The organism is Novosphingobium sp. IK01 (genome assembly GCF_033242265.1).
Lineage (GTDB): Bacteria > Pseudomonadota > Alphaproteobacteria > Sphingomonadales > Sphingomonadaceae > Novosphingobium > Novosphingobium pituita.
This window is the reverse complement of record NZ_BTFW01000001.1, coordinates 3,289,129-3,306,425: the sequence shown is the minus strand read 5'-3', so window position 1 is coordinate 3,306,425 and position 17,297 is coordinate 3,289,129. Positions and strand designations below refer to the sequence as shown.

The 17,297-nt window shown below is 64.4% G+C and carries 23 protein-coding genes; all 23 read right to left on the bottom strand.

Translation table 11 applies throughout. The features are described 5' to 3' along the window. Nucleotides 1–1,450 precede the first annotated feature (1,450 nt). Nucleotides 1,451–2,038, bottom strand: coding sequence for a sugar transferase (locus SBI20_RS15380; protein WP_317975837.1), 588 nt, complete (start codon nt 2,036–2,038; stop codon nt 1,451–1,453). Nucleotides 2,039–2,422: 384 nt separating this feature from the next. Next, on the bottom strand, nt 2,423–2,605 hold the full coding sequence (locus tag SBI20_RS15375) for a hypothetical protein (protein ID WP_317975836.1): 183 nt from the start codon (nt 2,603–2,605) through the stop codon (nt 2,423–2,425). A 241-nt stretch (nt 2,606–2,846) separates the two neighbouring features. Continuing rightward, a complete protein-coding gene (locus tag SBI20_RS15370) occupies nt 2,847–3,692 on the bottom strand; it encodes an NUDIX hydrolase (protein WP_317975835.1) in 846 nt (281 codons plus the stop codon). 149 nt (nt 3,693–3,841) lie between these two features. Then, nucleotides 3,842–4,168, bottom strand: a complete 327-nt coding sequence (grxD, locus tag SBI20_RS15365; protein WP_317975834.1) for a Grx4 family monothiol glutaredoxin — start codon at nt 4,166–4,168, stop codon at nt 3,842–3,844. Nucleotides 4,169–4,192: 24 nt separating this feature from the next. Then, nucleotides 4,193–4,426 (bottom strand): BolA family transcriptional regulator, encoded by a 234-nt coding sequence (locus tag SBI20_RS15360; protein ID WP_317975833.1) that lies wholly within the window; start codon nt 4,424–4,426, stop codon nt 4,193–4,195. Continuing rightward, nucleotides 4,426–4,749: a DUF1476 domain-containing protein gene (locus SBI20_RS15355; protein WP_317975832.1), complete on the bottom strand. Its 324-nt coding sequence runs from the start codon at nt 4,747–4,749 to the stop codon at nt 4,426–4,428. Before SBI20_RS15355 ends, SBI20_RS15360 begins: the two co-directional genes overlap by 1 nt. A 121-nt stretch (nt 4,750–4,870) precedes the next feature. Further along, complete coding sequence (locus SBI20_RS15350; protein ID WP_317975831.1) at nt 4,871–5,131, bottom strand: hypothetical protein; 261 nt, start codon at nt 5,129–5,131, stop codon at nt 4,871–4,873. Between the two features lie 48 nt (nt 5,132–5,179). Then, entirely contained in the window at nt 5,180–7,417 is a 2,238-nt protein-coding gene (locus tag SBI20_RS15345; RefSeq protein ID WP_411911566.1) for a prolyl oligopeptidase family serine peptidase, read from the bottom strand. Further along, entirely contained in the window at nt 7,417–7,854 is a 438-nt protein-coding gene (locus SBI20_RS15340) for an RES family NAD+ phosphorylase (RefSeq protein WP_317975829.1), read from the bottom strand. Before SBI20_RS15340 ends, SBI20_RS15345 begins: the two co-directional genes overlap by 1 nt. 225 nt (nt 7,855–8,079) lie before the next feature. Then, nucleotides 8,080–8,505, bottom strand: coding sequence for a 50S ribosomal protein L17 (rplQ, locus tag SBI20_RS15335; protein WP_317975828.1), 426 nt, complete (start codon nt 8,503–8,505; stop codon nt 8,080–8,082). A 134-nt stretch (nt 8,506–8,639) separates the two neighbouring features. Then, on the bottom strand, nt 8,640–9,701 hold the full coding sequence (locus tag SBI20_RS15330; RefSeq protein WP_317975827.1) for a DNA-directed RNA polymerase subunit alpha: 1,062 nt from the start codon (nt 9,699–9,701) through the stop codon (nt 8,640–8,642). Between the two features lie 121 nt (nt 9,702–9,822). Continuing rightward, the gene (gene rpsK, locus SBI20_RS15325; protein WP_008065643.1) at nt 9,823–10,212 is read right to left on the bottom strand and encodes a 30S ribosomal protein S11; all 390 of its coding nucleotides are present in this window, start codon (nt 10,210–10,212) and stop codon (nt 9,823–9,825) included. A gap of 65 nt (nt 10,213–10,277) precedes the next feature. Further along, nucleotides 10,278–10,646 carry a 30S ribosomal protein S13 gene (rpsM, locus tag SBI20_RS15320; protein ID WP_317975826.1) on the bottom strand — a complete coding sequence of 123 codons (369 nt, stop codon included), beginning with the start codon at nt 10,644–10,646 and terminating at the stop codon, nt 10,278–10,280. Nucleotides 10,647–11,006: 360 nt separating this feature from the next. Continuing rightward, complete coding sequence (locus tag SBI20_RS15315; protein WP_317975825.1) at nt 11,007–11,837, bottom strand: SRPBCC family protein; 831 nt, start codon at nt 11,835–11,837, stop codon at nt 11,007–11,009. 63 nt (nt 11,838–11,900) lie between these two features. Beyond that, on the bottom strand, nt 11,901–12,545 hold the full coding sequence (locus SBI20_RS15310; protein ID WP_317975824.1) for an adenylate kinase: 645 nt from the start codon (nt 12,543–12,545) through the stop codon (nt 11,901–11,903). Between the two features lie 29 nt (nt 12,546–12,574). Then, on the bottom strand, nt 12,575–13,939 hold the full coding sequence (gene secY, locus SBI20_RS15305) for a preprotein translocase subunit SecY (protein WP_317975823.1): 1,365 nt from the start codon (nt 13,937–13,939) through the stop codon (nt 12,575–12,577). Between the two features lie 150 nt (nt 13,940–14,089). Beyond that, entirely contained in the window at nt 14,090–14,569 is a 480-nt protein-coding gene (gene rplO, locus SBI20_RS15300) for a 50S ribosomal protein L15 (RefSeq protein ID WP_317975822.1), read from the bottom strand. 201 nt (nt 14,570–14,770) lie between these two features. After that, complete coding sequence (gene rpmD / locus SBI20_RS15295) at nt 14,771–14,947, bottom strand: 50S ribosomal protein L30 (RefSeq protein WP_317975821.1); 177 nt, start codon at nt 14,945–14,947, stop codon at nt 14,771–14,773. Between the two features lie 6 nt (nt 14,948–14,953). Beyond that, on the bottom strand, nt 14,954–15,673 hold the full coding sequence (gene rpsE, locus SBI20_RS15290) for a 30S ribosomal protein S5 (RefSeq protein WP_317975820.1): 720 nt from the start codon (nt 15,671–15,673) through the stop codon (nt 14,954–14,956). A 2-nt stretch (nt 15,674–15,675) separates the two neighbouring features. Further along, nucleotides 15,676–16,026, bottom strand: a complete 351-nt coding sequence (rplR, locus tag SBI20_RS15285) for a 50S ribosomal protein L18 (RefSeq protein ID WP_317975819.1) — start codon at nt 16,024–16,026, stop codon at nt 15,676–15,678. Further along, nucleotides 16,026–16,559 carry a 50S ribosomal protein L6 gene (gene rplF, locus SBI20_RS15280; RefSeq protein WP_317975818.1) on the bottom strand — a complete coding sequence of 178 codons (534 nt, stop codon included), beginning with the start codon at nt 16,557–16,559 and terminating at the stop codon, nt 16,026–16,028. The genes rplR and rplF overlap by 1 nt, the downstream gene beginning before the upstream one ends. Then, nucleotides 16,559–16,954: a 30S ribosomal protein S8 gene (gene rpsH, locus SBI20_RS15275; protein ID WP_317975817.1), complete on the bottom strand. Its 396-nt coding sequence runs from the start codon at nt 16,952–16,954 to the stop codon at nt 16,559–16,561. Before rpsH ends, rplF begins: the two co-directional genes overlap by 1 nt. Before the next feature lie 12 nt (nt 16,955–16,966). Further along, nucleotides 16,967–17,272: a 30S ribosomal protein S14 gene (gene rpsN / locus SBI20_RS15270; protein ID WP_317975816.1), complete on the bottom strand. Its 306-nt coding sequence runs from the start codon at nt 17,270–17,272 to the stop codon at nt 16,967–16,969. Nucleotides 17,273–17,297 lie beyond the last annotated feature (25 nt).

The following is a 17,297-nucleotide window of genomic DNA, read 5'->3' as shown; positions in this document are numbered from 1 at the left end:
TGGCGCGCTGTCCCCTCGTTGAACGGGGGGTATTGGACGGCAGGCGCCCTGTCCGGTCCACGCGCGTTGGCTCCGTTACCGACCCACTAGCCCCGCCCGCCTCCCTCCACTCACAGCCGAAAACGCAGGAAAGGCAGGGAGAATCACCGGGAACAAGGGCCCCGCCGCATGGCCGGTCCGGCGCAATTCACACCCCATCCCGCTCGCACGCAGCGACGATTCGTGCGACGGGGGCCGTGTTCGCAGGCCACGAGCCCCCTCCCCCCAAAAAAAATTTGCCCCCGCAACGCAGCAATGCGGAATTTCCAAATGGCCCCGGCCCGTGTCGCGACGGTTTCGTCCCATGCATCTTGCACCCGCGAAGCACCGCCCCGGCCATCAGGACATCCCCGCCCCGCCCCCATCGCCGCATCGCCCCGCCCGGCATGGCCCCCCAAACCGGCGGCACCCGCCTTTCTGTTTCATAATCATGACATTGCTTGACATCAGTGCACAGACCGCACGGGGAGCCCGACCGCCAAGGTCTTGAAGCGGAAGAAAAACGGTGAACCTGCAATCAACCTTGTTCGCCAGCCACGACATTGTGCAGCGCAACGCACTTGCGCGCAGCGCGCGCGCCGGAAGCCCCGCAAACAGCGCCATGCGGCGCAACAGGATGCCTGTTGCGCCGCATCGGCCTGTAAAATCAGTATTATCCGGGGGTTTACAACACGACCTCGCTGTGAAAAGCCAGTGTCAGACGGTTGAACCGCAAGGGCCCCTGGAGCCCTTTCGGCAAGGCCGGACCGACAGGAGCATGGCGAAAACAAGCCGGGCCCTGTCCAACGTTCCAAAAGGAACATGCGGCACAAAGCCGCCAAAAAGAGAAAATGCCTCGAACTGCCGAAAACAAGGCAGGAGTCAAAAAGGCAAAATGTAGCGGGAGGGCCCGTGTCACGGCACAGTCCATGTCACAATAAGCCATGTCACAACAAGACAATGCCAAGGCCGGTAAAAAGGCCAAAAAACAAGGGTTGCAGGATGTCTACTCAATCATTTCGTGAAGACAGGTTCGTCTCATTCCATGACAGCCCCGCTGCCGAGAGCACTGCTGCGGCAAAGGGGCTCCTGATCGGCCTGGCCGTGAGCCAGGTGTTCTGGATCGGGTTCGCCCTCCTCGTTTTCTAGACCTTGCTTTGCCAGACGCCCGTCTGCGCAGGGGGAGATGTGTCAGACGCAGGCGCCTGGACGCGCTGTTGCCCATTCGTGCCGGGGCAGCAGTCATTGTGAAATGACAGATTGGTCCATGTCCACACGAGTATTCCCACACAAGTCGATGTAAGCCATTCGTGCCTCGGCACGGTCGGCTAATGCGTGCTTCGGCACGTATCGCGGGGAAAGTGCCGGGGGGCGCTTTCCCCGTTCGATATTGGGCCCCGTTCGATATTCCGGCCCCGTTCGGTCTTTCGCGTCAAAAGGCTCCACGCGCCAGCAGGACACTCGGCACCGTCAAGACCATGATCTGCAAGTTGAAGCGCAAGGAGCGGCTCCGGCGATAGTAGAGATCGCAAGCAACCCGGCGGCGATACGAGGTGTCATCCCGGCGCGCGACTTGCCACAGGCCCGTCACCCCCGGCCTGACCGCGCAATAGGCAGCAAAGTGGCGGCCATAGCGGGGCACTTCGGCATCGACGATCGGGCGCGGGCCCACCAGGCTCATGTCGCCGCGCAGGACGTTGATCAGTTGCGGCAATTCATCGAGGCTGCTCTTGCGCAAAAAACGCCCGAGCGTGGTGATGCGCGGATCGCGCTGCAACTTGTGGGTGGCCTGCCATTCGGCGCGGGCTTCCGCGTCGGTCTCCAGAACATGGCGAAGCCGGGCATCGGCATCGGTACACATCGAGCGGAACTTGAGGCAGTAGAAATGGCGCCCCCCTGCCCCCACCCGGCGATGGCGGAACAGCACCGGCCCCTTGTCGGACAGCCAGACCGCAGCTGCAATCGTGATCATCAGCGGCAGGAAGAACAGGAGCGCCGCCAGCGATACGCTCACGTCCACGAAGCGGATCCATCGCTCGCCCCCCCGCCATCGCTCGTCCCCCCGACGCGGCCCGGCATCGCCCGCGTCAGGTGAGGGCCCGACGGGGGTGTCCGCAAGCAGGCCCCTCGCAAGAGAGGGCTCGCCGGGCAAAAGGCCTTCAGGTCCGGTGCGGGCAAGGATGGCACGACGCGCAGCAGACGGCTCCACCGGCACGCAGACCGGCGTGGCGGTCCAGGGCACGGTGGCGACATTGTGACGATGATTCACGGTGACAGTCCCCATCATCGAGCGGCGCCGTTTGCGGCACCCGTCACGCGACGATAGGAAGTGGCGCCCGATCCCGTCAGCGCCGGATTAACCCAAGATGGTTCGTTAGCTGACGGCGATCAGGCCTGTCGGACCTTATGGGCGAAGCAGGAGCCAGATCACGCCGCCCCAGAAGGCGCCGCAAAACGTCACCGGGAAAAGGACACGAAACCAGCCCGGAAAGCGGGCCACAGAATCCCGTTCACGCCCCTGCGCGACGCCCTGAAAATGCCAGAGGAAGGAATTTTTTTCCATTGCACCAAACAATTCCATTTCCATCTGCGGCCATTCCAGAGGTCCACTCCGGCCCTTGCACACAGCCCTTGCCCCCGCACCGCAAACAGCCGCACGGACACTGCCGCCCCCTGCCCTACATCACGCGCGCTTAAGCATTCACCCCGAGCCGCCGCGGAAGGGCATAGGAACAAACCTTAGGATAAATACTTATCCTTATTGGTTCAAATCCGCCCTGCCATATTCTCGATTGTGGATGCAAGTCCATCGTGCATCGGCGTGGCATTCAGTCGCGGATTGCCCCTCGCAGCGGTTCGCCAAGAACCGGATAGCCATGGCCGGGCGGAATCATCAGCCACTCGCATCCCTCGCGCAGCACCATGCGCGGCGAGATCGGCACGACCGGAATGGTCTGCGCATGGGCCCGGCAGGCCGCGAAATCGGGAAAATCGGCCAGACGTTCGAGATTGCGGCGCGTGGGATAGATGATGTGGATCGCGCCCTTGTCGGCCAGCGCCAGCGCATCGCGCGCACTGGCCCAGAACAGCCGCCGGTTTTCGGTGCCATCGACGGCCAGATCGACCGCACCAGTCCCCAGATCGGCCAGATAGAACCGGGTATCGAAGATCCGCCCCGGCTTGTCGCGCGGCCACCAGCGGGCCCAGGGCACCAGCCCTTCGAGATCGAGCGACCAGCCAAACCGGGCAAGCACCGGCGCCAGCGCGCCCCCTTCCTCCACCAGCATCACTCGCGCGGCCCGGGCCGAAACCGCCGTGAAGGGGGCAGCCTCTCCGCTCGCGGCGACCAGAGCGACCAGCAAGCCTGTTTCCTCCAGCGTTTCACGCACGGCGGCGATCCTGCCCGCCACGTCTTCAGGGTCCAGCCCCGCGCCTTCGCGCGCCTTGCGCGCCATCTCGTGAACGGCCAGCGCACGGTCGGCAGGATCGACCTTGCCACCGGGAAAGACCGTCGCTCCACCGGCAAAGGCCAGACGGGACGAACGCTCGACCAGCAGGATTTCCGCAGCCCCCGTTTCCCGCGCATGACGGAACACGATCACCGTTGCCGCCGGCTCGCCCATGGAGGCTGCGGAAGGGGACGGGACAGGATCAGGAGGCGGATCGATCATCATGGCACCATGATGAGCCCGGCCCCGGCACTTTCCAAGCCCCGTTCCAGCCTTGACGGCGTGCCTGCCCGGCCACGAAAAAACGCGGCTTCCCGCAAGGGAAACCGCGTCTGATCGCAAGAGGCGGGGCTGCACCGGGCAGCCCCGTGCCCTCAGGCAGCGGGCTTGACTTCGGCCTGGGCCATCAGTTCGGCCAGTTCGCCAGCCTCGAACATTTCGGTCATGATGTCCGAGCCGCCCACGAATTCGCCCTTCACATAGAGCTGGGGGATCGTCGGCCAGTCCGAATAGGCCTTGATGCCCTGGCGGATTTCCATGTCCTGAAGCACGTCCACGCTGGCATAATCGACGCCAAGGCGTTCGAGAATCGCCACGGCGCGGCTGGAGAACCCGCATTGCGGGAACAGGGGGGTGCCCTTCATGAAGAGGACAACATCATTGCCCTTGACGATTTCGTCGATGCGCGCGTGCGTAGTCATGGTGGGATCGGTTCCTTTCGGCCCTTACTTGGGGGCGGCCGTGGTCAGTTGCAAGGCATGGAGCACGCCGCCCATGCGGCCGCCCAGCGCGGCATAGACCGCCTTGTGCTGGGCCACACGGCTCATGCCCGAAAAGCTGGGGGAAACCACGTGCGCGGCATAGTGATCGCCGTCTCCGGCCAGATCGGTGATCGTCACATCGGCGTCGGGCATCGCGGCCAGAATCATCGCCTGAATATCGGCGGCAGCCATCGCCATTACAATTCTCCCATCAACTGGCGGCGCGCTTCCACCGACTTGGCATCCATGGCAGCGCGAATTTCGGCGTCCGAGCTGTCCACACCCGCAGCGATCAGGTCGCCCAGAAGCTTGCGGATCACATCCTCGTCGCCCGCTTCCTCAAAGTCGGCCTGAACGACGCCCTTGGCATAGGCCTCGGTCTCGGCCTGGTTGAGCTGCATGCGTTCGGCAGCCCACTGGCCCAGCAGGCGGTTGCGCCGGGCATGGACACGGAACACCATTTCCTCGTCATGGGCGAGGTTGCTCGCAGGAATGTGCCCGCGGTCGTGAAAAGCGGTCATGGTCGTCGATCCCATCGGTGGTTCTCATTGCGGATAGTCACGCCATGCCCGCCTCGCAAGGGGGCGTGATGCCCCGAAGAAGGGAGAAACAGGGTGGCGCATGGCCTCAGGCAGCATCACATCAGGCTGGTGTTTCGACGAGTTCGGCGATCTCGAACGCGAAACTCTTCCATCCGCGCATCCTTGCCGCCTCTGCTGCGGGTGCGCGCTTGCGTCGGGCTTCCTCCAGCGAACGGGTATGGCCCCAGAACACCTCGGTCTTGCCGTTTTCCAGCTCGGCCACGATCCGCCAGTAGTGCGTAAAGCTGTCGTTCGTCGGCCCGATGGTCTTAACATAACCATCGGGCATTGTCGCGGTGAGATAGCGGCGCTTCTTCTTCATGGGACGGCTTCTTTGCGGCGTGCGGCGGCTGGAGGCAACAGGGGCAGGTTATGGCGTTGGGGCGCCGGGGGGAGCGGGCAGGCCGGTGTAGCTGGCCAGGAAGGCCAGTACGTCGGCGCTGGTGGCAATGATCTTGTCGATGGGCTTGCCCCCGCCATGGCCGGCCCCGGCTTCCACGCGCAGCAGGCGGGGACGCGGGCCGAGGGCGGCAGCCTGGAGCGCGGCGACATATTTGAAGCTGTGGGCCGGGACCACGCGGTCGTCACCCTCTGCCGTGGTGACGAGGATGGCCGGATAGTCGGCGCCCTCGCGGATGTTGTGATAGGGGGAATAGGCGCGCAGCACCTTCCAGTCGGCCTCGCGCGCGGGGTCGCCATAATCGTCGATCCACTGGCGCCCGCCGGTGAAGCGATCGAAGCGCAGCATGTCCATCACCCCGACATCGGGATTGGCCGCCGCGAACAGGTCTGGCCGCTGGTTGACCACCGCGCCGACCAGCAGCCCGCCGTTGGAACTGCCCTGGATCGCCAGCCCCCCTTTGGGCGTGATCCCCTGTCCGATCAGGTATTCACCCGCCGCGATGAAATCATCGAAGCTGTTCTGCTTGGCGGCCCGGCGCCCGCCATCGTGCCATGCCTCGCCGAATTCGCCACCGCCGCGAATGCCCGCCAGCGCAAAGGCGCCCCCCGCCTGAAGCCAGGCCATGCGAACCGGCGACCAGCCCGGCGTGGGCGTGATGTCGAACCCGCCATAGCCATAGAGCAGCGTCGGCAATGCGCGGCCTGCCGCCTTGCGGGCACGCACGAGGTAGAGCGGCACCATCGTCCCGTCGCGCGAGCGATAGCTGCGCTGCTCGACCAGATAGTCCGCCGGGTCGAAAGACAGACGCGGGCTGGCAAAGGGGCTGGCCTGCCCGGTCCGAAGATCGAATCGATAGATCGTGGGAGGCAGGTTGAAGCTGGAAAACTGATAGAAGGTTTCCGGATCGCCCGGCCGGCCCGAAAAGCCCGTGGCAACGCCGATGCCGTTGAGCGTGATCGCGCGGGCCGGTCGGCCCCGCAAGTCGGTCACCACCGCTGTCGTCGCGCCATCGTGCCGATAGGACAGGATCAGGCGATCCCCCACGACATTGCCCCCGGCCAGAACCCAGTCACGCGGGGGCACCACCACCCGCCAGCGCGCACTGCTCTCGTCTGCGACAGCCAGCGTCCGCCGGAACGGGTCGAGCCCGGAGCCTCCCGCCGGTCCGATGTCGAGTTCCGCAACCATGCCATTGGGCGCCCCGGCATCGGTGATGAACCACAGGCGGTCCCCCTGCCCCTCGACGATCTTCCAGTCGTTCCGGAAATCATCGACCAGCGGCAGCACCGGCCAGCCTGCCCCGGCCTTGCGTTCCAGCCCGCGCACGCCCCCGCGCAGATCGACCAGATGAACCATGCGCCGGGCCTGCGTGCCCTCGTCCGTCAGGATTACCGCCCAGCGCGAATCGGAGGTAACGAAGGCCTTGTGCCCCCACCCCGGATGATCGGGCGTCGCATAGACCAGCACATCATCGGACTGGGGCGTCCCCACGCGATGAAACCACAAGGCCTTGTTAGCCAGCACCGCGCCAAAGGCCTGCCCGCCGGGCGGGACCGGATAGCGTGAATAGAGGAAGCCCTCGTCGCCCACCCATCCGATCAGGCTGTCGTTCACGCCTTCGAGGCTGTCGGCCAGAACGCGCCCGCTGTGCACCTCGACCACGCCGAGCCTGCGCCAGTCGCTCCCCCCGTCCTGCTCGCCAAAGGCCAGATAGCGGCCACTGCGCGAGGGCACCCAGGCATCGAGCGCCCTGGTGCCATCGGCCGACCAGTCATTGGGATCGAGCAGCACGCGGGGCACTTGTGCCGCCCGGTCCTGCACATAGAGCACCGACTGGTTCTGCAAGCCGCTGTTGCGCAGGGTGAAATAGCTGTGCCCGGCCTTGCGCGGCAACGAAATGCGTTCGTAATCGAACAGGCTGCGGATGCGCGCGGCAAAGGCATCGCGCCCCGGCAGGCGCGCCAGAAAGCCTGCCGTCAGGCTATTTTCACGCGCGACCCAGTTGGCCACCTCGGGGCTCGTGCGCATGTCGGCTTCGAGCCAGCGCCAGGGATCGGCCACGTTCTGGCCAAACCGCGTCTCGACCACCGGATCACGCCGCGTTTCGGGATAGGCCTGCTGCAACGCTTCGGGCGCGGCCTGAAGCGGTCCAGCGAAAAGCAGGACCAATCCAGCCCCGGCCATTGCCCGATATATGTGTTCCATCACGCGAAACGGTCGAGCATGGGCGGGCGGTGCAGACAATCGGCAAAGCTGAAGGAACGAACCTGCAAGGGCGCGACAAGAGCCGCTTGGGGATGCTCGGCATTCATCAGAATCACGTCTGCCTCAGGCAGGACCGCCGAGCGCAAGGCGGCCAGCAACGAGCGCTGTTCATGAGCCCAGGCATCGACAAAAGCGACCCGACCGGCTGGATCCAATTCCTCCGGTACCCGCTCTGCCTGTGCATCGATTTCGGTCCAGCCCAGTTCGTAAGCGTCCTCACAAGCCTGCGCGGGCCCATCAAGATAGCGCAGGCGCACCAGAACCGCCAAACCGGCCTCGCTGGCAAAAGGGACGATAGCCAACCCCGGCGAACAATACCGCCCGCCATACCGTCGCGCCCCCTCCCCATCGAGCTTGCGCTGCCCGGCCTTGACCAATCGCCATACCCTCATGCCCCGACGCTAGGCCCGACCGCAAAATAGCGCAACGCCATGATGGAGGCGTGCCGCCCCCAAAAAAAAGCAAGGTCAGCAGGCGTTCCGGGGTTGAAGGGGCGATGGCCCCTTCGTCTTCCTTTTCCTGAAAAGAAAATGGGCGGAAGCCTCGCGGCCCCGCCCACTTTCTTTTGCCATTCAGAAGGAGCCGGAAACGGCCCCTTGCGATCAGGCGTTTTCGAGTTCGTCTTCGTCGGCAACCAGCACCGGACCCGAATCGAGGCCCTTGGCGGTCACGTCGCGGTCAACCAGTTCGATCACGGCGATCGGAGCGGCGTCCGAAGCGCGGTAGCCGGCCTTGATAATGCGGGTGTAGCCACCGTCGCGGTCGGCGAAACGCGCGGCGAGGACTTCGAACAGCTTCTTTTCCTGCGCTTCGTCGAGGATGCGCGCGTGCGCCAGACGACGGTTCGACAGGCCACCATGCTTGGCAAGCGTGATCAGCTTTTCGACGTAGGGACGCAGTTCCTTCGCCTTGGGCAGGGTGGTGGTGATCTGTTCGTGCTTGATCAGGGCGGCGGCCAGGTTGCGCAGCAGCGCAATACGGTGAGCCGAAGTACGACCCAGCTTACGCTGGCCCAGCTTATGACGCATAACTCATTCTCCGTTCGTAGGGGGGCCGTGTCAGGTACCCCGATCCAGGCTGAATTGACGGGCAGCCCGTTCCCGTTTGTGCAAAAACCGGCCCGCCACTGGGGCGCGCCGGTTTCCGCGAAAAGGCGCGAGGCTTAGCCCAGCAGCTCCTGTTCGAGCTTCTTGGCCATTTCCTCGATGTTTTCCGGCGGCCAGCCGGGGATGTCCATGCCCAGGCGCAGACCCATCGACGAGAGCACTTCCTTGATCTCGTTGAGCGACTTGCGGCCGAAGTTGGGGGTACGGAGCATCTCGGCCTCGGTCTTCTGGACCAGGTCGCCGATGTAGATGATGTTATCGTTCTTGAGGCAGTTGGCCGAACGCACCGACAGTTCCAGCTCGTCCACCTTCTTGAGAAGGTAGCGGTTGAGCTGGTTGGCATCGCTTTCCTCGGGCGTGTGGGCAGCGACGCCCGCCAGCGAGGGTGCATGGCCGGTGGGAACCTGGTCGTCGAAGTGGACGAACAGGGCCAGCTGGTCCTGAAGGATGCGCGCGGCATAGGCCACGGCGTCTTCGGGCGTGACGGTGCCGTCGGTTTCGACCGTCAGGCTGAGCTTGTCGTAGTCAAGCTCCTGGCCCACGCGGGCGTTGTCGACCTTGTAGGAAACCTGGCGCACCGGCGAATAGAGCGAGTCGACCGGGATGAGCCCGATGGGCGCATCGATCGGACGGTTCGACACGGCCGGGACATAGCCCTTGCCGCTGTCGCAGGTCAGTTCCATGTTGAAGGTCGCGCCTTCGTCGAGATGACAGATCACGAGATCCTTGTTCATCACCTCGATGTCGCCGGTCACGGCGATGTCGCCAGCCTTCACTTCGCCCGGCCCGATCGCGGAGAGCTGAAGACGCTTGGGGCCTTCGCCCTGCATCTTGAGCGCGATCTGCTTGACGTTCAGAACGATGTCGGTCACGTCCTCGCGCACACCGGCGAGCGACGAGAATTCGTGCAGCACGTTCTCGATCTTGATCGAGGTCACCGCCGCGCCCTGAAGCGACGAGAGCAGCACGCGCCGCAGAGCATTGCCAAGGGTGAGACCAAAGCCCCGCTCGAGCGGTTCGGCAACGAAAGTCGCGCGACGCTTCGGATCGGTGCCGGGCTTGATCTCGAGAGTGTTGGGCTTCTTCAGTTCCTGCCAGTTCTTGATGTTGACAGTCATGGAATTCCCCTAGGGTGTTACGAAGAGCGCCGGCAGTCGGCCCGAAGGCGCCGCAACCGGTCAGGGTATTGGGCGGGTGTGGCGCGCGTGGTACCTCGCGCGCCACTCGCCAAAAGGCAGGTCAGACGCGACGGCGCTTGGACGGACGCACGCCGTTGTGGGGAATCGGGGTCACGTCGCGAATGGCGGTGATGGTGAAACCAACCGCCTGAAGCGCGCGAAGGGCGCTTTCACGACCCGAACCCGGGCCCTTCACTTCCACTTCAAGGGTGCGCACGCCGTGTTCGGCGGCCTTCTTGCCGGCGTCGTCCGCGGCCACCTGAGCGGCGTACGGGGTCGACTTACGGCTGCCCTTGAAGCCCATCATGCCGGCGGACGACCACGAGATGGCGTTGCCCTGGGCATCGGTGATGGTGATCATGGTGTTGTTGAAGCTGGCGTTCACGTGCGCAACACCGCTGGTGATGTTCTTGCGCTCGCGGCGCTTAATGCGCTGGGGTTCGCGTGCCATGTGCTGAATTCCTGTCGAGAAACCGTTGGGGAAGATCCTGGGCCATCAAAGGCCGCGCAGGGATCTTACTTCTTCTTGCCGGCGATCGGCTTGGCCTTGCCCTTGCGGGTGCGCGCATTGGTGTGCGTGCGCTGGCCACGGACCGGCAGGCCCTTGCGGTGACGCAGGCCACGATAGCAGGCCAGGTCCATCAGGCGCTTGATGTTCATCGCGGTTTCGCGACGCAGGTCGCCTTCCACGGTGTGTTCGGCGTCGATCGCTTCACGGATCTGGAGCACTTCGGCGTCCGAGAGATCCTGAACGCGGCGGGCATGGTCGATGCCGAGCTTGTCGGCGATCTGACGGGCCTTGAACGAGCCAATGCCGTGGATGTAGGTAAGCGCAATGATCACGCGCTTGTTGGTGGGGATATTGACCCCGGCAATACGAGCCACTTGTTTCTCCGTTTGCTCCACAGGGCACCGAATCGAAGCCGGCACCCTATCTCATCGCGACAACACCCGCCGAAAAACGCCCTTCCACAGCCCCGCGCAACCGTTTACACCGGACTTGCAAAGACCTTCCTCGCTCGAGTGAAAGGCGCAAGTAGGATTTTTTCAGGAAAAGGTCAACCACAAAGGCGACAGGAGCGCATGCGGCCTCCCCGTAGCATCGGGGGCCGCAGCAGCTATGGACGCTTTATAGCCGAAAAGGGGGTCTGCGTCAAAGCGAGGTTACAGCTCCACCAACCGTTTCGTGCAGCGCCCCGCCCGACAGCGCGCCTCGCACTGCTAGCGAGTCGCACAAGCAACCGGTCAAGGGTGACTATCGTCTCCGAGCGCGGCATCGAAGGCGGCCTGTGCTTTCTTACGGGCCGCCGCTTCACCGGTCAGTGGCCTGGCCACCCCCGCTTTCGCCTGGACGGCCTTGTGCGCGACAGGGTGCGTGGCGGGGGACATGGCGATATCCGGTTTGCCGGGGCCGACCTTGGCCGGGTCCATTTTAACGGGCAGGGTTTTGCCGGCTTCGGGTTTTGCAGGGTTGGGCCCGGCAGACGACGGCGCAGCGGCCCCCAGCTTGGCCACAAGCCCGGCCAGTTGCTGCCCCAGCATGCGATCGACCGCAGGCGCGATCTGTTCGGGGCGATAGCGCATATAGCCGCCCACGACATATTCGACGAGAATCCGGGTTCCCGCCGTGCTTCCGGCCTTGAGCGTAATGGTCATGGTGCCCAGCAGCGCCTCGCTCTGCAAGGGGCCCAGCGCGCCGGTCAGACGCAAGACCGCCCCCGGCTCGGCATAGACGACCCGCATGTGCTGCACGCCGCCCTGTGCCCCCTTCCCCGCCTCCCCGGAAGCGGGAAGCCGCTCGCAGAAGCAGCCATCGGGAACCGGATCGAGGGTCAGATTGGCCGCGTCGCCCGAAAAGGTATGCTCGCCCGACCACCAGACCGCGGGGCGGACCAGCGTGCGCCAGACTTCGGCGGGAGGCGCGGCCACTTCGGCCACCTCGCGCACGACGAAACCGCGTTCATCCTGCATGGCCACTTCGGCCCGCGCCGCCGTCGCGCCCGCCAACAGCGCCGAGGGCGCAAGCAAAAGGGCGGCAATCCAGCCCGCCATCCCGCCGGGATGTCCTGACCGCATTGCCGCCCTCCTCATGTCTGTGACCTCCCGTACCCGCTTGCGTCAGGACCGGGAGCCTCGCGTTCAGGCCAGAATGGCCTCGATCGCTGCGGTCACCTCGTCCATCGGCGCCATGCCGTCGACACGGGCAACGATGCCGCGCGCTTCGTAGACCGGCAGGATCGGCGCGGTCTTGGCGCGGTATTCAGCCATGCGCGTGCGCACGGTTTCTTCGTTGTCGTCGGGACGACGCTTGAATTCGTGGCCACCACACTTGTCGCAGGTGCCCTCGACCTTGGGCTTCTCGAACGTGTCGTGATAGCCCTTGCCGCAGGTGGCGCAGGTGTAGCGACCGGTGATGCGCTCGACGAGCGCGTCTTCGTCCACTTCCAGTTCGATCACATGGTCGAGCTTGCGGCCACGGCTGGCGAGAATCGCGTCGAGCGAGATCGCCTGGGCTTCCGTGCGCGGATAGCCGTCGAAAATGGCGCCGGTGCCCGCGCCCATGGCGTCGAGTTCGTCACCGATCAGGGCCGAGACGATCTCGTCGGAGACCAGCTGGCCCGCTTCCATCACCGCCTTGGCCTGAAGCCCGACGGGCGTTCCGGCCTTGACCGCGGCGCGCAGCATGTCGCCGGTGGACAGCTGCTTGAGACCGTGGCGCTCCACCAGGCGCTGGGCCTGGGTTCCCTTGCCCGCGCCCGGCGGGCCCAACAGGATGATATTCACTCTGGCATTCCCCTCGTTCTGCCCGCGTCTTAGCGCAGGCGACCCTTCAGCTTGGCCTTCTTGATCAGGTCACCGTACTGGTGGGCATACAGGTGCGACTGAATCTGCGTGATGGTATCGACCGTCACGTTGACCACAATAAGCAGGCTGGTGCCGCCAAAGAACAGCGAACCCATACCTGTTTCGGCCATGATCCACTCGGGCACAACACAGACGAAAGTAATATAGCCAGCGCCCAGCACGGTGATCCGGGTGAGGACGTAATCAAGATAGTTTTCGGTGTTCTTGCCCGGACGGATACCCGGAATGAAGCCGCCGTTGCGCTTGAGGTTCTCCGCCGTCTCCTCCGGGTTGAAGACAACCGCGGTGTAGAAGAAGCTGAAGAACACGATGCCCGCCGCATAGAGCAGCATGTAGAGCGGCTTGCCATGGCCCAGATACTGGTTGAGCGCGATGATCACCTGGCCCCAGGTGGTGTCGGGCGAGATCGACTTGCCCGCAAACTGGGTGATGGTCAGCGGCAGCAGCAGCAGCGAGCTGGCAAAGATCGGCGGAATGACGCCGGCGGTGTTGAGCTTGAGCGGCAGGTGGCTGCGGTCGGCAGTCATCCCGCGCTGGGTCATGCGCTTGGGATACTGGATCAGCAGACGGCGCGTGGCGCGCTCGAAGAAGCAGATCACGACGACCACGCCCAGCAGCAGCGCGACGACACCCACGATCACGAACCCGTTGAGCTGGCCGGTGCGGCCCTGCTCGAACATGTTGCCGATGAACTTGGGCATCTGGGCGACGATGCCGGCCATGATGATCAGCGAGGTCCCGTTGCCGATCCCGCGCGAGGTGATCTGCTCACCCAGCCACAGCAGGAACATGGTCCCGCCGATCAGGCTGATGACGGCGGTGATGCGGAACAGGAGGCCCGGCAGCACGACGGCCTGAATGCCGCTCGATGCGCCATAGGCCTCAAGCCCCGTGGCAATGGCATAGCCCTGCACGGCGGTGAGGAACACGGCGCCATAGCGGGTATACTGGTTGAGCTTCTTGCGACCGCTTTCGCCTTCCTTCTTGAGGGCGGCGAGCGCGGGGTGAAGCGAGGCGGCCAGCTGCACCACGATCGAGGCGGTGATGTAGGGCATCACGCCGAGCGCGATCAGGCTCATGCGCTGGAGCGAACCGCCCGAAAAGGCGTTGAAGATGTCGAGAATGCCGCCGCGCGTCTGGTTGTAGAGCGATTCGAGAATCAGCGGATTGACGCCGGGCAGCGGCACGAAGCTCAAGAACCGGAACACGATCAGCGCACCAACGGTGAACCAGATGCGCTTCTTGAGCTCTGTCGCCTTCGAAAAGTTCGACAGGTTGAGGTTGCTGGCGATGTTGTCGGCGCGGGATGCCATGGTCGGGTATCAAGCCTTGCTGGGGCCCGAACGGCACGAAGGCCGCGGGCAGCGCGTCACTGAGGTACGAGAAAATACCATCAGGGCCATATAGGAAGGGCGCAGGGATGCAATAACCCCCGCGCCCGACCTTCACGTCATTTAAAGGCCTCAGGCCTCCGCAGCGGCCTTGACGACGGTCACTTCGACCGCGCCGCCGAGCTTTTCAACGGCAGCCACGGCGCCCTTCGAGGCACCGGCAACCTTGAAGCTGACCTTGGTGGTCAGTTCGCCCTTGGCCAGCAGGCGCACGCCGTTCTTGCCACCACGGGCCAGACCGGCAGCCTTCAGGGCCGCGTGATCGACCACGCCCGACACGTCGAGCTTGCCCGCGTCGATGAACTTCTGGATCGCGCCCAGGTTCACTTCGGCGTAGTCCTTGGCGAAGATGTTGTTGAAGCCGCGCTTCGGGATGCGCATGTGAAGGGGCATCTGGCCGCCTTCAAAGCCGTTGATCGAAACGCCCGAACGCGCCTTGGCGCCCTTCTGGCCGCGACCGGCGGTCTTGCCCTTGCCCGAGCCGATACCACGGCCCACGCGCATGCGACCCTTGCGGGCGCCGCCATTGTCGGAAATCTGATTGAGCTTCATAATCTGCACTCGCTTTCGCTTTTGTCGCGCTTGAGGAACGGGGCCCCTAGTCGATCAGCGCGGGTTTGTCACCCCCTGTCGGGCGATTCGCATGCGGTTCGGATGGCGTAAAGGCCCCGCCCTTCCAGACCCGACCACGAAAAAGCCCCGGAACCTTGCGGCCCGGGGCTCTTCCTGAAGGCTTGCCTTATGGCAACCGGGTCAGTCGACCACGGCCACCATGTGGGGCAGCTTGGCAATGGCGCCGCGCACTTCGGCGGTGTCTTCCACCTCGACGACGCGGTTCATCTTGCCCAGGCCCAGACCGGTCAGAATCTTCTTCTGATGTTCGGGGCGACGGATCGGCGAACCGATCTGCTTGATCTTGATCGTAGCCATGACCGATTACTCCGCGATGGCTTCGGCAGCGGCTTCGGCTTCGACTTGCGAAGCGCCACCACGGCCGAGCAGATCAGCAACCTTCTTGCCACGACGCTGGGCAACCGACTTCGGCGAAGTCTGGTCGGTCAGCGCGTCGAAGGTGGCGCGGATCATGTTGTAGGGGTTCGAAGTGCCGACCGACTTGGTCACCACGTCGTGAACGCCCAGGCTTTCGAAGACGGCGCGCATCGGACCGCCCGCGATGATGCCCGTACCGGCCGGAGCCGAGCGGACATTGACCTTGCCGGCGCCAAAACGGCCCTTGCCGTCGTGGTGCAGGGTGCGGCCTTCCTTGAGCGGAACGCGGACCATCTTCTTCTTGGCCGAAGCGGTCGCCTTGGTGATGGCTTCGGGCACTTCGCGGGCCTTGCCGTGGCCGAAGCCAACGCGACCCTTGCCGTCGCCGACCACGACGAGAGCTGCAAAGCCGAAGCGCTTGCCGCCCTTCACGGTCTTCGAGACTCGGTTGATGTGAACGAGCTTTTCGATCAGCTCCTCACCCTGTTCCTCGTCGTTGTTGTTGCGGCCACGACGGTCGTCGCGACGGCCACGGCCGCCACGTTCACCGCGTTCGCCACGCTCGCCGCCACGGCCACGACCGCGACCGCGACCTTCGCGCTGCTCACCACCGGTCTGTTCGACGACGGCAGTGGCTTCGCCCTGCAGGTTGGTTTCGTCAGCCATGATCAGAACTCCAGCCCGCCTTCGCGGGCAGCGTCAGCCAGCGCCTTGACGCGGCCATGGAACAGGTAACCGCCACGGTCGAAGACGACGGTGGTGACACCGGCTTCCTTGGCCTTTTCGGCGATCTGCTTGCCAACGAGGGCAGCAGCTTCGAGGTTGGCGCCGATCGACTTCTCGCCCTTCACCAGCGACGAGGCCGAAGCCACGGTGCGGCCAGCCGCGTCGTCGATGATCTGGGCGTAGATGTGACGGCCCGTGCGGTGCACGGAGAGACGCGGGCGGCCACCCGCACGCGCCTTGAGGGCGGTGCGGACGCGGCGACGGCGGCGATCGAAGAGAGACAGCTTTGCCATTACTTCTTCTTCCCTTCCTTGCGGAAGATGAACTCGCCGCGGTACTTGATACCCTTGCCCTTGTAGGGTTCGGGCTTGCGCCAGCGACGGATCTCGGCCGCAACCTGGCCGACCTTCTGCTTGTCGATACCCGAGATTTCGACCGTGGTGTTATCCGGGGTCTTGATCTCGATGCCTTCCGGCACGGCGAAATCCACGTCGTGGCTGTAGCCGAGCTGAAGCTTCAGGTTCTTGCCCTGAATGTTCGCACGGTAGCCGACGCCGGTGATCTGAAGGACCTTGGTGTAGCCTTCGGTCACGCCGGTGACGAGGTTGGAGACGAGCGTGCGCTGCATGCCCCAGAACGCGCGAGCGCGCTTGGTGTCGTTGGCAGGCTGCACCGAGATCGCACCGTCTTCGACGGCGTAGACGATCTCGTCGACCAGGCTCAGCGTGAGGGCGCCCTTGGGGCCCTTCACGGTCAGCTGACCGTTCGCGATGTCAGCGGTGACGCCACTCGGGATCGCCACCGGCTTCTTGCCGATGCGGCTCATCAGAACACCTCCGCGAGCACTTCACCGCCGACGTTGGCAGCGCGTGCTTCGGCGTCCGAGAGCACGCCCTTGGGCGTCGAAACGATGGTGATGCCAAGGCCGTTGCGCACGATCGGGAGTTCCTTGGAACCCGAATAGACGCGGCGGCCGGGCTTGGAGACGCGGGCCACATGCTTGATCGCGGGCTGGCCTTCGAAATACTTCAGCTCGATGCGCAGCTGCGGGTGGGCGCCGGTGGCGTCCTCGCTGAAGCCGCGGATATAGCCTTCGCGCTGAAGAACTTCGAGAACGTGCGCACGCAGCTTGGAAGCGGGCGAGAGGACCGAGTCCTTCTTCGCCTGCTGGCCGTTGCGGATACGGGTGAGCATATCACCCAGGGGGTCGGTCAATGCCATCGATGAGGCTCCTTACCAGCTCGACTTCGTCACGCCGGGGATGAGCCCCTTGTTGGCGAGATCGCGCAGTTCGACGCGGCAGAGGCCGAACTTGCGGTAGTAGCCACGCGGGCGGCCGGTGGTGTTGCAACGGTTGCGGACGCGCGTCGGGTTAGCGTTACGCGGCAGCTCGGCCATCTTCAGACGGGCAATGAGGCGCTCGGTTTCATCGAGCGACTCGTCGTCGGCAGTGGCCTTGAGCGCGGCATACTTGGCCGCAAACTTTTCAACGAGCTTCTTGCGACGCTCGTTCTTGTTGATCGAACTCAGTTTCGCCATGGACTTAAGCTCTTTCCTATGACTG

Excerpts from the sequence above, each read along its gene's own strand:
- SBI20_RS15375 (WP_317975836.1), bottom strand. The coding sequence starts at position 2,605 with ATGGAAATGGAATTGTTTGGTGCAATGGAAAAAAATTCCTTCCTCTGG.
- SBI20_RS15370 (WP_317975835.1), bottom strand. The coding sequence starts at position 3,692 with ATGATGATCGATCCGCCTCCTGATCCTGTCCCGTCCCCTTCCGCAGCC.
- grxD (WP_317975834.1), bottom strand. The coding sequence starts at position 4,168 with ATGACTACGCACGCGCGCATCGACGAAATCGTCAAGGGCAATGATGTT.
- SBI20_RS15360 (WP_317975833.1), bottom strand. The coding sequence starts at position 4,426 with ATGGCGATGGCTGCCGCCGATATTCAGGCGATGATTCTGGCCGCGATG.
- SBI20_RS15355 (WP_317975832.1), bottom strand. The coding sequence starts at position 4,749 with ATGACCGCTTTTCACGACCGCGGGCACATTCCTGCGAGCAACCTCGCC.
- SBI20_RS15350 (WP_317975831.1), bottom strand. The coding sequence starts at position 5,131 with ATGAAGAAGAAGCGCCGCTATCTCACCGCGACAATGCCCGATGGTTAT.
- SBI20_RS15345 (WP_411911566.1), bottom strand. The coding sequence starts at position 7,417 with ATGGAACACATATATCGGGCAATGGCCGGGGCTGGATTGGTCCTGCTT.
- rplQ (WP_317975828.1), bottom strand. The coding sequence starts at position 8,505 with ATGCGTCATAAGCTGGGCCAGCGTAAGCTGGGTCGTACTTCGGCTCAC.
- SBI20_RS15330 (WP_317975827.1), bottom strand. The coding sequence starts at position 9,701 with ATGACTGTCAACATCAAGAACTGGCAGGAACTGAAGAAGCCCAACACT.
- rpsK (WP_008065643.1), bottom strand. The coding sequence starts at position 10,212 with ATGGCACGCGAACCCCAGCGCATTAAGCGCCGCGAGCGCAAGAACATC.
- SBI20_RS15315 (WP_317975825.1), bottom strand. The coding sequence starts at position 11,837 with ATGCGGTCAGGACATCCCGGCGGGATGGCGGGCTGGATTGCCGCCCTT.
- secY (WP_317975823.1), bottom strand. The coding sequence starts at position 13,939 with ATGGCATCCCGCGCCGACAACATCGCCAGCAACCTCAACCTGTCGAAC.
- rplO (WP_317975822.1), bottom strand. The coding sequence starts at position 14,569 with ATGAAGCTCAATCAGATTTCCGACAATGGCGGCGCCCGCAAGGGTCGC.
- rpmD (WP_317975821.1), bottom strand. The coding sequence starts at position 14,947 with ATGGCTACGATCAAGATCAAGCAGATCGGTTCGCCGATCCGTCGCCCC.
- rpsE (WP_317975820.1), bottom strand. The coding sequence starts at position 15,673 with ATGGCTGACGAAACCAACCTGCAGGGCGAAGCCACTGCCGTCGTCGAA.
- rplR (WP_317975819.1), bottom strand. The coding sequence starts at position 16,026 with ATGGCAAAGCTGTCTCTCTTCGATCGCCGCCGTCGCCGCGTCCGCACC.
- rplF (WP_317975818.1), bottom strand. The coding sequence starts at position 16,559 with ATGAGCCGCATCGGCAAGAAGCCGGTGGCGATCCCGAGTGGCGTCACC.
- rpsH (WP_317975817.1), bottom strand. The coding sequence starts at position 16,954 with ATGGCATTGACCGACCCCCTGGGTGATATGCTCACCCGTATCCGCAAC.
- rpsN (WP_317975816.1), bottom strand. The coding sequence starts at position 17,272 with ATGGCGAAACTGAGTTCGATCAACAAGAACGAGCGTCGCAAGAAGCTC.